Source organism: Streptomyces mashuensis, assembly GCF_014654785.1.
Taxonomy (GTDB): Bacteria; Actinomycetota; Actinomycetes; order Streptomycetales; family Streptomycetaceae; genus Streptomyces; species Streptomyces mashuensis.
The window spans coordinates 84,538-99,416 of sequence record NZ_BNBD01000006.1; the positions used below are offsets into that span (position 1 = coordinate 84,538).

Consider the following 14,879-nt stretch of genomic DNA (forward strand, 5'->3'; position numbering starts at 1 on the left):
TCCTGATCATGGCGACTGGGACACGCCGCACCTGCCCCGGTCGGCCCATGTACCGATACGGATCAACCGGACAAACAACACCGATATCTCTACGCCCTGTCATCGATCCGGCCACATTGCGTCACCGCTCCGCCGGGCCCGGGCACCGGCCTTGTTGCGAGATCCGGCCCTGTGCTGGAATTCCCGGGACCGCCAGGGGGGCACCGCGGTCCCCCCACGACTCGACACCGTCCCTCCGCTCGCGGCGGGACGCCTGGTCCAGAGGTTGCGACGCTAGTGCAGGGACGTTTCAAGAGGGATGGCAGCGCTGCGGCGGAGCCGGAGCCGCGCGGTGCGACCGACCGCGGCACGCCCGCCGACGTACCGAACGGCGGGGAACCCGCCGAACGGCCGAAGGCGAAGGGTCCCGGCGGGCCGGGCTCACGAATAGCCCTGCGCAACTGGCGCATTTCGACGCGTCTGGTGTCGCTGCTCGCCCTCCCGGTCGTCGCCGCGACCTCGCTGGGTGCCCTGCGCATCGACGACTCGCTCGGCAAGGTCGACCAGCTCGACCACATGAAGCTCCTCACCGAGATGACGGGCAAGGCCACGCTGCTGGCCAACGCCCTTCAGGAGGAGCGGGACCGGACCGCCGGCCCGACCATCTCCAGGCGGGTGGACGACCAGATCAACGCCTCGCGGCAGAAGTCCGACCGCGCCGCCCAGGCGTTCCGCGACACCACCGCGAAGGTCAAGCCGGACGACCCGACGATGGTCGGCGTCCAGACCACGCTCGTGGACATCACCAAGCAGCTGGACAAGCTCAAGGAGATCCGCAAGCAGCCGTACAAGGACGAGGAATTCGTCTCGCGGACGGTCAACCAGTACGGCGAGCTCATCAACTCGCTGCTCTCGCTGTCGCAGGACATGGCCCAGGCCACCAGCAACAGCGACATGATCACCGCGACGCGCGCGCTGGCGACGTTCTCCTCCGCCAAGGAGTACGCCTCCATCCAGCGCGCCGTGATCAGTGCGGGTCTGGCCAACACCAAGGGCGCGCACCTCTCCGAGAACGACCACCAGTACGGCAAGGCCGCGCTGGACAACGAGGAAGAGGCGCTGCGCCGCTTCACCGCCATCCGCGCCGGCGACTCCGCCGAGCTGCTGAAGTCGCTCAACGGCGGCATGCCGGACATCACCACGGCGAACACCTTCGCCGAGCGCGCCTTCGGGTCCGACGCCCTCAAGGGCGAGAAGACGACCTACCTCGACTGGTTCGACCTCGACACCATCAAGATCAACGAGATGTCGAAGATCGAGCAGACCCTGCTCTCCCAGATGGAGCAGAAGGCGCTCGAGCTGCGTGACGACGCCCAGCAGGACGCGATCCTCAACGGTGCGCTCATCATCCTCGTCCTCGGCATCTCGCTCGTCGGCGCCTTCGTCGTGGCCCGGTCCATGGTGCGCTCGCTGCGCCGCCTCCAGGACACCGCGCAGAAGGTCGCCCAGGAACGTCTGCCCGAGCTCGTCAAGCAGCTCTCCGAAAGCGACCCGCAGGACGTCGACACGTCCGTGGAGTCCGTCGGTGTGCACAGCCGCGACGAGATCGGCAAGGTGGCCGCGGCCTTCGACGACGTGCACCGCGAGGCGGTCCGCCTCGCCGCCGAGCAGGCCCTCCTCCGGGGCAACGTCAACGCGATGTTCACCAACCTCTCGCGCCGCAGCCAGGGCCTCATCCAGCGTCAGCTGTCCCTGATCTCCGAGCTCGAGTCCCGCGAGGCCGACCCCGACCAGCTGTCCTCGCTCTTCAAGCTCGACCACCTCGCCACCCGTATGCGCCGGAACGGTGAGAACCTCCTCGTCCTCGCGGGTGAGGAGCCCGGCCGACGGTGGACCCGCCCGGTCCCGCTCGTCGACGTGCTCCGCGCCGCCGCGTCCGAGGTGGAGCAGTACGAGCGCATCGAGCTCAGCGGCGTGCCGCCGACCGAGGTCGCCGGCCGCGTCGTCAACGACCTCGTGCACCTCCTCGCCGAGCTGCTGGAGAACGCCACCTCGTTCTCCTCCCCGCAGACCAAGGTCAAGGTCACCGGTCACGCCCTGCCCGACGGCCGTGTGCTCGTCGAGATCCACGACACCGGCATCGGCCTGTCGCCCGAGGACCTCGCGGCGATCAACGAGCGCCTGGCCGCCCCGCCGACGGTGGACGTCTCCGTCTCCCGCCGCATGGGCCTGTTCGTGGTCGGCCGCCTGTCCCTGCGACACGGCATCCGCATCCAGCTCCGCCCGTCCGACTCCGGCGGCACGACCGCGCTGGTCATGCTGCCCGTCGACGTCGCCCAGGGCGGCAAGAAGCCCGCTCCGGGCGGTGCGCCCGGCACGGCCCCCGGCGCCCCGGCCGGCGGCCCCGGCCAGCAGCGCCGGCAGGGCCCGGGCGCGGCTCCGCGCCCGGTGGCCGGCCAGCGTCCCCCGACGACCGACGGCGGCCTGCCCGTCCGTGGCGCCGGTGCCGGCGCCGCGCCCTCCGGCGGTGCCGCCACGGGCAGCCTCTTCGACACCGCGCCGCGCGGTGGCCAGAGCGGCCCCGGCGCCATGCCGCCCGCCGGCGGCCCGCAGCCGTCCGCCCGCGCCGCCACGCCGAGCTGGGGCTCCGACCGCCCCGCCGGCGGTCCCGGCGCCGGTGCCGGTGCGCCCGGTGGCGCGCCCGGCCAGGGGCTGGCCGGCCTCACGCCGCGCCGCAAGCCCAAGAAGCGCGACGACGACTGGCCGATGGCCTCCGGCGGCTCCGCCCGCCCGGAGCAGGACACCCCGCGCGGCCACGAGGACGTCGACGCCGCGCCCGCCAAGGCCCCGCTGGCCGGCGGTCCGGGCGACACGGCCCAGTTCCCGCCGGTGCGGCCGGACGCCTCGGGCCCGTCCGCCACCGGACAGTTCGCCGTGCCCGGCAACGCCGCGCAGGCCGGCGGCGGCCCCGGCGACACCGCGGAGTTCCCGGCGCTGAACGCCGCGGGCGAGCCGCAGTCGTCCACCACGGGCCGGTTCGCGCAGCCGCAGCAGTCCCAGCAGCAGTCCCGGCAGCAGGCGCCGCAGCACCCCGAGCCGTCCCAGCAGACCGGCCAGTACGAGCTGCCCGCCGACCCGGCCACGACCGGCCAGTACGCGGTGCCCGCCGACCTGTCCGGCACGACCGGTCGGTTCGCGAGCCCCGCCGCGGCCGACGCCCCCGGCTCGACCAGCGGCGAGTACGAGCGCCCGCAGCACGGCGACGCGCCGGCCGGCAGCACCGGCCAGTACGCGCTGCCCACCGACCCGTCCGCCACGGGCCAGTTCGCGCAGGTTCAGCAGCAGCACGCCGAGCCGGCGCAGCAGACGGGCCAGTACGAGCTGCCCGCGCAGCCGCAGGCCGAGGGCGCCGGTGGCCGGACCCCGCTCTTCGAGGAGCTGGAGTCGCACTGGTTCCGCGGTGCCGCCGACGCCGGCAGCGTGCCGCAGCAGCCGGACGGTTCCGCGCGGCCCGAGCCGCAGGCGCCCGCCCCGGCGCCGGACCGGGCCGAGGTGCAGCCCGCCGACCGCGAGGCGCCGTGGCGCGAGACGCCCAACGACGAGCGCTGGCGCCGTGCCGAGCAGGTCCGCGAGCCGGCCGCCGGCGGCACCACCTCGTCCGGTCTGCCGCGGCGCGTGCCGCGCGCCAACCTGGTGGAGGGGACCGCGCAGCAGCAGTCCCTCCCGTCCGGTCCGCAGGTCTCGCGCGCGCCCGACGACGTGCGCGGCCGCCTGACCAATCTTCGCCGGGGCATTCAGCAAGGACGTCAGGCCGGCAACGGCTCGACCACCGGCAGTCACAATGTTGGCCCCACTTACCAGCAGGAGCGTTAGTTGAGTCCGATGAGCCAGGCGGCGCAGAATCTGAACTGGTTGATCACCAACTTCGTGGACAACACCCCCGGGGTGTCCCACACCGTCGTGGTGTCCGCCGACGGACTTCTTCTGGCGATGTCCGAAGGGTTTCCCCGCGACCGTGCCGACCAGCTGGCGGCGGTGGCCTCCGGGCTGACGTCGCTGACGGCCGGCGCCTCGCGCATCTTCGAGGGGGGCACGGTCAACCAGACCGTGGTCGAGATGGAGCGTGGGTTCCTGTTCATCATGTCCATCTCGGACGGCTCGTCGCTGGCCGTGCTGGCGCACCCGGAGTGCGACATCGGCCTCGTCGGCTACGAGATGGCGCTGCTCGTCGACCGCGCGGGCAACGTCCTCACGCCCGACCTGCGCGCCGAGCTCCAGGGCAGCCTGCTGAACTGACCGCCGCCACAACCGTCCCGTTCGACCGTACGGCCGAAAGCCCCCCAGCGGCCCCCGCTCGACGGCATCATTGCCATCCTGCTGTCCCGTCCGGAGGATCCATGACCCCGCCCGCCTCGCCCGGCCCGTACGGCGCCGCACACCACCATGCGTCGTACGGGAGTGATGAAGGTGACCAGCCGCTCGTCCGCCCCTACGCCATGACGGGGGGCCGGACCCGGCCGCGCTACCAGCTCGCCATCGAGGCGCTGGTCAGCTCGACGGCCGATCCGGCCGTCCTGGCCGGGCTGCTCCCCGAGCACCAGCGGATCTGTCACCTGTGCCAAGAGGTGAAGTCGGTGGCCGAGGTCTCGGCGCTGCTGAACATGCCGCTGGGTGTGGCCCGGATCCTCGTGGCCGACCTGGCGGAGGCCGGCATGGTGGCGATCCACCAGCCGGGCGGCGGCACCGAGGCCGGCGGGACGCCGGATGTGACACTGCTCGAAAGGGTTCTCAGTGGACTTCGGAAGCTCTAGCGGAGGCTACGGCGGCGCGGCCGCCGGCCGTGCCACGACCTCCGCGAAGATCGTCGTGGCCGGCGGCTTCGGCGTCGGCAAGACCACGTTCGTCGGCGCGGTCTCGGAGATCAGTCCGCTGCGCACCGAGGCCGTGATGACGTCCGCGTCCGCGGGCATCGACGATCTGAGCCACGTCCAGGACAAGACCACGACGACCGTGGCGATGGATTTCGGCCGCATCACGCTCGATGACGACCTGATCCTCTACCTGTTCGGCACGCCCGGCCAGGACCGCTTCTGGTTCATGTGGGACGACCTGGTGCGCGGCGCGATCGGCGCCGTGGTGCTCGTCGACACCCGGCGTCTGGCCGACTGCTTCCCGGCCGTCGACTACTTCGAGAACAGCGGCCTGCCCTTCGTCATCGCCCTCAACGGGTTCAACGGGCAGCAGCCCTACGGCCCGGAGGAGGTGCGGGAGGCGCTGCAGATCGGCCCGGACGCGCCGATCATCACCACCGACGCCCGGCACCGCAACGAGGCCAAGTCCACCCTCATCACGCTGGTGGAACACGCCCTGATGGCCCGGCTGAAATAGCGCCGTCATGACGGTGCGTAAGATGTGGGATTGACCACGAAGCACTTCGGGTGTTCATAACGTTTCGACAGAGAATCGGCCGGACGCGACCACTGGGCGCGTCCGGCCGATTTCTCTGTGCACACACCGCCCCGGGCTTTTGACGCGGCCTGGCCTTAATGCCCGTTTTAGGTCGGGCAAATCGCGGCCTTCAGGGGCTCTGTCCGTTGTTTGGAATGCGCCTGTCCGCCGTGCTGGAATTCCCGGACTGAGCAGTGACGGGCTCAGCAGATAAACGGCACAGCAACAGGTGCCGACGCCGAGAGGTTGTTGGTCGAGTGAGGCGAAGAAAGACGGGCGCCGCGCAGCAGGCGCGGGATGCGCGGGGTAACTTCACCCCGCCGTCGCGCACAGCGGCGCCGCCTTCCGACATGCCCGAACCCCCCGCCCCCGATCCCGGCCGCGGCGGCAGATTCTCGCCCCGCAACTGGCGCGTGCCCGTCAGACTGAACGCGATCCTCCTGATCCCGGTGATCGTGGCCCTGGTCGTCGGTGGCGTCCACATCAAGGAGACCGTCGACACCTGGGACGAGGCGCAGAACGCCGCCAACACGGCGCGCGTGGTGCGGGCCGCGGTGGTGTACGCGCACGCCGTCATCGACGAGCGCGACCTCACGGCCAAGCCGCTGCTGGAGAACCGGCACGACGACCCGGTCGTCCAGAAGACCCGGTCGGCCACGGACGCCGCCCGCGAGGACTTCGACCAGGCCGTCAAGAAGATGCCGAGGACGCCCTCCCTGGAGCGTCGTCTGAAGGCCGTGCGCGACGCCGAGCCGACGCTGCCCAAGCTGCGCCAGGCCGCGTACACCTCCGCCCTGGAGGGCGCGAAGACCGAGGACGGCTACGGCGCGATCCAGCGTCCGCTCATGGCGTTCACCAACGAGCTGGGCCTGGGCACGGGCAACGTCACCTCGTACGGCCGCATGGTCTACGCCGTGTCGCTGGCCAAGGCCGCCGAGTCGCTGCAGCGCTCCATCGGTGTGCACCTGCTCATCAAGCCGGGCACCGCCAAGGACCGCGAGACGCTGCTGACCGCGTTCTCCTCCTACAACTTCCTGGAGTACGTCGCCCGCGGCGAGTACGAGGCCGGCGGTACCGAGGACGACATCAAGCGCCTCAACAACGCGCTGTCCGCCGACGCGCAGGTCGCCGAGCAGGACAAGATGGCCGCCGCCATCATGTCCGGCGCCACCACCGCCCAGCTCAAGGCGCGCGGGGTGACCGACGAGACCTGGCTGGCGACGTCCACCGGCAAGTTCGGTGCGTACCGCTCCGTCGAGGAGCACCTGGCCGACAAGGCCGTGGACGAGGCCGAGAAGGTCGCCTCGGACGCGCAGCAGTCCGCCATCGTCAACTCGTCGGTCATGGTCCTCGCCCTGACGCTGGCGTTCCTCGTGGCCGGGAAGATGGCGCGCTCCATGAGCCGCAGCATGCGCCGGCTGCGGGCCGCGGCCGCCGAGGTGGCCCAGCAGCGCCTGCCGGCCCTGGTCGACCAGCTCTCCCGCACCGACCCCGGTCGCGTGGACACCCGGGTCGAGCCGATCCCGATCACCACCAGGGACGAGATCGGCGAGGTCGCCCGCGCCTTCGACCAGGTGCACCGCGAGGCGGTGCGGCTGGCCGCCGAGCAGGCGGGCCTGCGGGGCAACGTCAACGCGATCTTCACCAACCTGTCCCGCCGCAACCAGGCGCTGATCGAGGGCCAGCTGACCCTCATCACCGACCTGGAGAACAACGAGGCCGACCCGGACCAGCTGGAGAACCTCTTCCGCCTGGACCACCTGGCCACCCGTATGCGGCGCAACGGCGAGAACCTCCTCATCCTCGCGGGCGAGGAGCCCGGCCGCCGCTGGGACCAGCCGATCCCGCTGGTGGACGTGCTCCGCGCCGCCTCCTCGGAGGTGGAGGCGTACGAGCGCATCGAGCTCAGCGGCCTGCCCGAGGCCGAGATCCACGGCCGGGCCGTGACCGACCTCGTGCACCTGCTCGCCGAGCTGCTGGAGAACGCCACCACGTTCTCCTCCCCGCACACCAAGGTCCGGGTCACCGCGACGCGTCTGCCCGACGGCCGCGTCATGGTCGAGATCCACGACAAGGGCATCGGCCTGACCGCCGAGGACTTCGCCGACATCAACCACCGGCTGGCCAACCCGCCGACCGTGGACGTGGCGATCGCCCAGCGCATGGGCCTGTTCGTGGTCGGCCGCCTGGCGGCACGCCACGGCATCCGGGTCCAGCTGCGCCCCTCGGGCGAGCAGGCCGGCACCACCTCGCTGGTGATGCTGCCGGACGCCATCACCCACGGTGGTGGCGGCGACGATCTCGTCGAGGACGACTTCACCGTCTCCCGGGTGGTGCCGGAGCAGCCGCAGCCCGCGCAGGGCGGCGGCCTGAAGACCGCGGCCGAGCTGGGCTTCGACGACTCGCGCTACGAGCAGCGGCCGCAGGACGGCTCCGCACTGGACTCCGTCGGCCGTTCGCTGCTCCGCGAGGAGCGCCGCGCGGCGCTGGGCGACCGGTCCGCCGGCGGCGACCGCCCGCTGTTCCGCGACGAGGTCGAGGAGCAGGCCCCGGCCCAGCAGACCCAGCAGGCCCCGGTGCAGGACCCGTTCGGGCAGCAGCAGGGCGGGCAGCAGGGCTATGACGCGTACGCCACGCAGCCCGCGCAGCCCGCGTACGAGCCGCAGCCGGAACAGCCGGCGCACCAGCAGTACCCCGCGCAGGACTTCGGCGGGCAGCCGTACGGCGAGCCCAACGCCCCTGGCCCGCAGGGCGAGTGGACCGATACAGGTACGTACCAGCAGGCGTACGGGCAGGGTTACGCAGCGGAACCGGAATCCCGGCCGACCGCTGACACGGCCCAGCCGGACCGCGTAGAGTTCGACCGTCCGGGCCCCGCCTCCAGCGGCCCCCACTCGCTGACCGGGTCCGGTCTGCCGCGCCGCGACAAGCGGTGGCAGCACACCGAGTCAGGCGAGGAGGCCAGGAGGGACGGCGCAGAACCGGAGCAGCAGTCCCGGCAGGAGGACCGGCAGCGGCCCGCCGAGCGGGACCCCGACTGGCGGTCGGCGAACGACGAGCGCTGGCAGCGTGCCGGGCAGCTCCGTGATCCGAAGGCCGGCGGCGTCACCGCCTCCGGACTCCCCCGCCGGGTTCCCAAGGCCAATCTGGTGGAGGGCCAGGCGGCGACGACGCCGCAGGACGGCCCCCAGATCTCCCGGGCACCGGAGGACGTCCGCGGCAGGCTCGCGAACCTGCGCCGCGGCATCCAGCAGGGCCGCAACGCGGGGACCGAGCCCGCCCCGAACACCGCGCACGACCAGCAGCAGCACGACCAGGGCTTCGGCCCCGGCGGTACCTATGATCAGGAGCGTTAGTGTGAGCCCGATGAGCCAGGCGGCGCAGAACCTGAACTGGTTGATCACCAGTTTCGTGGACAACACCCCCGGGGTGTCCCACACCGTCGTGGTCTCCGCCGACGGACTCCTTCTGGCGATGTCCGAAGGGTTTCCGCGGGACCGCGCCGACCAGCTTGCGGCCGTCGCCTCCGGCCTGACCTCGCTGACCGCGGGCGCGTCCCGCATCTTCGAGGGCGGCACGGTCAACCAGACCGTGGTCGAGATGGAGCGCGGCTTCCTCTTCATCATGTCCATCTCGGACGGCTCCTCGCTGGCCGTGCTGGCGCACCCGGAGTGCGACATCGGCCTCGTCGGCTACGAGATGGCCCTCCTGGTGGACCGCGCCGGCAACGTGCTGACGCCGGAGCTCCGCTCCGAACTGCAGGGGAGCCTTCTCAACTAACCGAGGGACAGTGCGTTTCGCGCCACCGCCCCCTATGGTGCGGTGGCGCGACCAGCAGGAGACAGGCAAGTCGGAGGAGGAGACGTGGCAACGCCCCCAGGCGGTTACCCGTATGGAAACGACCAGCAGGCTCAACCCCCGTTGAACCGCTACACCTTTCCCTCCTCACCGAGCCACCGGGCCGTGCCGGAGCAGCAGTACCCCGGCGTGCCGGGCCACGCGCAGCAGCAGCGGCGCGCCCCGGGCGCCTCACCGGCAGGCACCACCAAGCACAACCCGCTGGTCCGCCCCTACGCGATGACCGGCGGCCGGACGCGGCCGCGGTACCAGCTCGCCATCGAGGCGCTGGTGCACACCACGGCCCAGCCGTCCCAGTTGCAGGGGCAGTTGCCGGAACACCAGCGCATCTGCCATCTGTGCGTCGAGATCAAGTCGGTCGCGGAGATCTCGGCACTCCTCTCCATCCCGCTCGGCGTCGCCCGAATCCTCGTCGCCGACTTGGCGGAGGCCGGACTCGTCGCCATTCATCAACCCGGCGGCGACGCGGCCGCCGGCGGCCAGCCTGACGTGACACTGCTCGAAAGGGTGCTCAGTGGACTTCGGAACCTCTAGCGGCGAGGCAGCCCGCTCCACCACCTCCGCGAAGATCGTGGTGGCGGGTGGCTTCGGCGTGGGCAAGACCACGTTCGTCGGCGCGGTCTCGGAGATCAACCCGCTGCGCACCGAAGCCGTGATGACCTCCGCCTCGGCGGGCATCGACGACCTCACCCACGCGCCGGACAAGACCACGACGACCGTGGCGATGGACTTCGGCCGTATCACCCTGGACCAGGACCTGATCCTGTACCTGTTCGGCACGCCCGGCCAGGACCGCTTCTGGTTCATGTGGGACGACCTGGTGCGCGGTGCGATCGGCGCCGTCGTGCTCGTCGACACGCGCCGCCTGGCCGACTGCTTCCCGGCCGTCGACTACTTCGAGAACAGCGGCCTGCCCTTCGTCATCGCCCTCAACGGCTTCGACGGGCACCAGCCGTACACGCCGGAAGAGGTCCGCGAGGCGCTGCAGATCGGCCCGGACGCGCCGATCATCACCACCGACGCCCGGCACCGCAACGAGGCCAAGTCGGCCCTCATCACGCTGGTCGAGCACGCCCTGATGGCCCGGCTCCGCTGACCGCCACGCACACACGGGGAAGCCCCCGCGCTCCTGAGGGAGTGCGGGGGCTTTTCCGTTCGTTCGGTACCGGCCCGGGGGCCGGGGGCGTCAGCCCTGCCAGCTGTGCGGCGCGCGGAAGCCGGCGGTGCGCTCCAGGCGGCGCCAGGGGGCGGTGGAGCGGCGCGGGCGGCCGGGGGCCGGGGCGGTGCCGGCGGCGGCGCGGGCGAGCAGGACGGCCGTGACGGCGGCGAGTTCCTCGGCGTCGGCGTGGCCCTTCTCGACGCGGACGAGCGTGTCGTTCATGGGGGTCTCCACTGGTGGGCGGGTCACTGGGGCGGGTTGCCGTGCTTGCGGGCGGGGAGGTCGGCGTGCTTGTGCGCGAGCATCGCCAACGACCGGATGAGCACCGCGCGGGTCTCGACCGGGTCGATGACGTCGTCGATCAGGCCGCGCTCCGCCGCGTAGTAGGGGTGCATGAGCTCGGCCTTGTACTCCTTGACCATGCGGGACCGCATCGCCTCGGGGTCGTCGGCCTCCGCGATCTGCCGGCGGAAGATCACGTTGGCGGCGCCCTCGGCGCCCATCACGGCGATCTCGTTGGTGGGCCAGGCGAAGGTGAGGTCGGCGCCGATGGACTGGGAGTCCATGACGATGTAGGCGCCGCCGTAGGCCTTGCGCAGGATCACCGAGATCCGCGGCACGGTCGCGTTGCAGTAGGCGTACAGCATCTTCGCGCCGTGCCGGATGATCCCACCGTGCTCCTGGTCGACGCCGGGCAGGAAGCCGGGTACGTCCAGAAGGGTGACGAGGGGGATGTTGAAGGCGTCGCACATCTGGATGAACCGGGCCGCCTTCTCGGAGGCCTCGATGTCCAGGACGCCGGCCAGGTGCTGGGGCTGGCTGGCGATGATGCCGACGACCTGCCCGTCGAGCCGGGACAGGGCGCAGATGATGTTGGTGGCCCAGCGCTCGTGGACCTCCAGGAACTCGCCGTCGTCGACGATCTCCTCGATGACCTTGCGCATGTCGTACGGCCGGTTGCCGTCGGCCGGGACCAGGTCGAGCAGCGCGTCGCCGGGGCGGTCGGCCGGGTCGGAGGCCTCCACCCGCGGGGGGTTCTCGCGGTTGTTCTGCGGCAGGAGCGACAGGAGGTAGCGGACCTCCTCCAGGCAGGTCTCCTCGTCGTCGTACGCGAAGTGCGCCACGCCCGAGGTCTCGGCGTGCACGTCGGCGCCGCCGAGGCCGTTCTGGGTGATCTCCTCGCCAGTGACCGCGCGGACCACGTCCGGGCCGGTGATGAACATCTGCGAGGTCTCACGGACCATGAACACGAAGTCCGTCAGCGCCGGGCTGTACGCGGCGCCGCCGGCGCAGGGGCCGAGCATCACGCTGATCTGCGGGATGACGCCCGAGGCCTTGGTGTTGCGCTGGAAGATGCCGCCGTAGCCGGCCAGCGCCGACACGCCCTCCTGGATACGGGCACCCGCACCGTCGTTGAGCGACACCAGCGGAGCACCCGCCGCGATGGCCATGTCCATGATCTTGTGGATCTTCGTGGCGTGGGCCTCGCCCAGCGCACCACCGAAGATCCGGAAGTCGTGCGCGTAGACGAACACCGTCCGTCCGTGCACCGTCCCCCACCCGGTGATCACACCGTCCGTGTACGGGCGCTTGGCCTCGAGCCCGAAGCCGGTCGCCCGGTGCCGCCGCAGCGGCTCCACCTCGGTGAAAGAGCCCTCGTCCAGCAGAAGATCAATACGCTCCCGAGCCGTCAGCTTCCCCTTGGCCTTCTGCGCCTGGGTAGCCCGCTCGCTGGGACCCCGCCGAACCTGCTCGCGGATGGCGTGCAGCTCGGCGACGCGCCCACGGACGTCACTCGCCTCTACGGGCGCACCTTCGAGATTGCTCATGGAACGACGGTACGCGGCCCCGGTCCCGGAACATCATGTCGGTTCCACACAACGAACCGCTCGATTTCGTGGGCAGGCGACACAGAACTTCACGCCCCCTTAGCAGGTGGGAGCGGCCTCATAGGGGTCCCACGCTGTGGGCACCCCACAATTGCGGCCGACGGGGGCGGTCGTGCCCCCTGATTGACCCCTGTGAGCCCCTGCTCCGGCCCCGCGGACGTCACCGCAGGTCGACGGTGCAGTGGTGGGCCGCGCAGAGCGTACCCGGGTCGATGCGCAGCCGGAGCACGGGGCCGGTGCCGAGCACGGCCACGGAAGGATCACGGTCGGTGACGCGGGCGACGGGCCGGTGCCACGTCACGTCGACCGGCGCGCCGGTGCGCGGGGGTTCGGAGAGGTGCACGGTGGCGGTGCGGCCGGTGCGGCGGACGAGGACGGCCGCGGGGGCGGTCACGGTGAGCGGGCCGGCGGTGCCGGGCGCCCAGAAGACGGCGGCGGTCAGGCCGAGCGAGGGCACGTGGACGGCCTGCCGGCCGGTGTCGTTGGCGAGGACGGTGGCCCAGCCGGGGTCGGCGGCCCGCGCGGCGACGGCACCGCGCGGGGCGCCGGGCATCAGGAGGTACGCGTACGCCTCGCCGTCGGGGTCGGTGCCGTGGGGCACGGTGAGGGTGAGCCGGCGCCGGGTGAGGGGGGCGGGCGAGCCGCCGGCGTTGATGTCGCGCCACGCCCCGGTGCGGGTCTCGCGCAGGGCCTCCAGGGGGGCGCCGCCGGGGAACACCCAGCCGCCGTGCCCCGCCAGGTGCGCCCAGCGGGCGGATTCCCACGAGCCGGCCCAGCCGTCGCGGGCGGGCTGCTTCTCGCCGTCGACGGTGAGGGCGGGCGTGCCGTGCGCGCTGGTCGCGCCGAGGTTGCGGTGGTCGACGACGGTGTCCACGTCGGTGCCGTCGACGGCGGTGATCCCCGCGCCCAGGCAGAGGACGCCGTCGTCGAGCCAGAACCACGCCTTGCGGGCCTCCAGCGTGGAGCCCAGGCCCTTGAGGTGCTGGCCGGTCACGGCGTACATGCCGTCGGTGACGCCGCCGACCCACCGCACGTCCGGCCGCGGCGCGCCCCAGCCGCCGCCCTCGTTGTCGGCCAGCGGGGTGGCGGAGACGGTGGTCCCCGGCATCCTGTAGGGGTCGGCGGTCGGCCAGAAGGCGTCGCTGTACTGGTCCCCGCCGCCGGGGTGCCACCACGAGACCATGCCGGCGCCGGTGTGCCAGCCGCGCGGGTTCTCGCCGTTGCCGTTCTCGTAGTACGTGATGCGGTCCGACGCCATGGCGAGGCTCGCCGCCCAGCCGGGGCGGCGGTGCACGGCCCGGTCCATGGCGGGGAAGAACCGGTGCCCGGCCGGCTCCTGGGCGACGGGGCCGGGCCCGCCGGTGACGGCGATGAGCCGCGCCAGGTCGGCCACCCCGAACTGTGGGTCGGCCGCGACCGGCCCGGTTTCGTCCCGCGCGGCCCAGCCGCGCACCAGCGCGTGCCAGCGGTCCCGTTCGGCGGGGCTCGCCGCCTCCGCCAGCAGGGTGATCGCCGCCATGAGCGCGTGCCCCCGCTGGTGGTCGCTCTGCACCACCCCCAGGGTGTCGTTGCTCTGCACGCCACGGCTCACGGCCCGCCCGGACACGCAGTCCATCACCAGGCCGTCGTGCAGGAACGGCGCGTAGGCGTGCTCGACGCTGTCGAACACGTGCTGCCGCGCCGGGTCGGTGACCTCCCACGGCGAACCGCGCAGCAACGCGAACAGCCGGGCCAGCCCGTCGAGCAGCACGCACCCGTACGTACCGGTGTACGCGACGGAGCTGTGCTGGACGAACGACCCGTCGGCGTACAGCCCGTCCCCGCGCGTCACGTACGCGAACACCGGCGACAACGCGTCCCGCGCCAGCGCGATCCGCGCCGGCACCGCGCCGAGCACGCCGTGCAACGCGGCGACCCGGCACAGGTCGACCCGGTTCGCCCCGGTGCTCGTACCGGTGTACGCGCCGAGCGCGGAGTCCGGCACGAAGTGCCCCACGGCCGCGAGCAGCCGCCCCCGCCGTGCGGTTCCCGCCTCGTCGTGGAGGAGCGTGAGCACGTCGAGGAGGAGGCGGGGGCTGCCGATCTGCCACTCCCACCAGTTGCCGTGGGGGGTGGCGCCGGCGTGGTAGACGCGGTCGTGGACGTGGTCCAGCCCGGCGAGGACGTCGGTGGCGAGCCCGGCCTCCCCCGTCAGCCCCGTGCCGGGCTGGGCGTACGCCTCCGCCATGGTGTGCAGCCGGCCGAGGCTGAGCGTGATGCCGGCGGGCGGGTCGAACGGCACGTCGGGCCAGAGGCCGCCGGCCGTGGGGCGCATCGCCGCCCGGTGGGCCCGGGCGAGCTCCCCCACGCGACGCAGCCGCCCCGCGCAGGGCTCGGCGGCGGGGTCGAACCCGGTGCCGAGGGTGAGGGTGCGCCAGCGATTGCGGAGGGCGGTGTGGGGCTCGTCCCCCTCCGCGAAGGCGGCGCCGCCGGCGCCCGTGGCGCCGAAGGCGCCCATCGTTGCGGTGAGGAAGGTGCGCCGGGTCCAGGTGGTGGCCACGCGGGGT

Annotated in this window: 11 protein-coding genes; 8 read left to right on the plus strand and 3 right to left on the minus strand. The window is 72.4% G+C overall.

The features are described from left to right. Positions 1–276 precede the first annotated feature (276 nt). The 8 genes from IE305_RS16870 to IE305_RS16905 all read left to right on the plus strand — a co-directional run bounded on the left by IE305_RS16870 (position 277) and on the right by IE305_RS16905 (position 10,381). The gene (locus tag IE305_RS16870; protein ID WP_190130431.1) at positions 277–3,852 is read left to right on the plus strand and encodes a sensor histidine kinase; all 3,576 of its coding nucleotides are present in this window, start codon (positions 277–279) and stop codon (positions 3,850–3,852) included. A 9-nt stretch (positions 3,853–3,861) separates the two neighbouring features. Next, positions 3,862–4,275 carry a roadblock/LC7 domain-containing protein gene (locus IE305_RS16875; RefSeq protein ID WP_190063450.1) on the plus strand — a complete coding sequence of 138 codons (414 nt, stop codon included), beginning with the start codon at positions 3,862–3,864 and terminating at the stop codon, positions 4,273–4,275. Positions 4,276–4,376: 101 nt separating this feature from the next. Continuing rightward, on the plus strand, positions 4,377–4,790 hold the full coding sequence (locus IE305_RS16880; RefSeq protein WP_190130432.1) for a DUF742 domain-containing protein: 414 nt from the start codon (positions 4,377–4,379) through the stop codon (positions 4,788–4,790). Further along, on the plus strand, positions 4,771–5,367 hold the full coding sequence (locus tag IE305_RS16885; RefSeq protein ID WP_190130433.1) for a GTP-binding protein: 597 nt from the start codon (positions 4,771–4,773) through the stop codon (positions 5,365–5,367). The genes IE305_RS16880 and IE305_RS16885 overlap by 20 nt, the downstream gene beginning before the upstream one ends. A gap of 317 nt (positions 5,368–5,684) precedes the next feature. Continuing rightward, complete coding sequence (locus IE305_RS16890) at positions 5,685–8,783, plus strand: sensor histidine kinase (RefSeq protein ID WP_190130434.1); 3,099 nt, start codon at positions 5,685–5,687, stop codon at positions 8,781–8,783. A 10-nt stretch (positions 8,784–8,793) separates the two neighbouring features. Then, a complete protein-coding gene (locus IE305_RS16895) occupies positions 8,794–9,207 on the plus strand; it encodes a roadblock/LC7 domain-containing protein (protein ID WP_190130691.1) in 414 nt (137 codons plus the stop codon). Positions 9,208–9,291: 84 nt separating this feature from the next. Continuing rightward, entirely contained in the window at positions 9,292–9,819 is a 528-nt protein-coding gene (locus IE305_RS16900) for a DUF742 domain-containing protein (RefSeq protein ID WP_190130435.1), read from the plus strand. Continuing rightward, positions 9,800–10,381 (plus strand): GTP-binding protein, encoded by a 582-nt coding sequence (locus IE305_RS16905; RefSeq protein WP_099201035.1) that lies wholly within the window; start codon positions 9,800–9,802, stop codon positions 10,379–10,381. Before IE305_RS16900 ends, IE305_RS16905 begins: the two co-directional genes overlap by 20 nt. A 90-nt stretch (positions 10,382–10,471) precedes the next feature. On the opposite strand, the gene IE305_RS16910 is transcribed toward IE305_RS16905, so the two are convergent. From IE305_RS16910 to IE305_RS16920, 3 genes are all read right to left on the minus strand, one after another. Next, positions 10,472–10,666 (minus strand): acyl-CoA carboxylase subunit epsilon, encoded by a 195-nt coding sequence (locus IE305_RS16910; RefSeq protein ID WP_190130436.1) that lies wholly within the window; start codon positions 10,664–10,666, stop codon positions 10,472–10,474. A gap of 23 nt (positions 10,667–10,689) precedes the next feature. Continuing rightward, positions 10,690–12,273: an acyl-CoA carboxylase subunit beta gene (locus IE305_RS16915; protein WP_190130437.1), complete on the minus strand. Its 1,584-nt coding sequence runs from the start codon at positions 12,271–12,273 to the stop codon at positions 10,690–10,692. A gap of 220 nt (positions 12,274–12,493) precedes the next feature. After that, positions 12,494–14,830, minus strand: coding sequence for a polysaccharide lyase 8 family protein (locus IE305_RS16920; protein WP_190130692.1), 2,337 nt, complete (start codon positions 14,828–14,830; stop codon positions 12,494–12,496). Between the last annotated feature and the right edge of the window lie 49 nt (positions 14,831–14,879).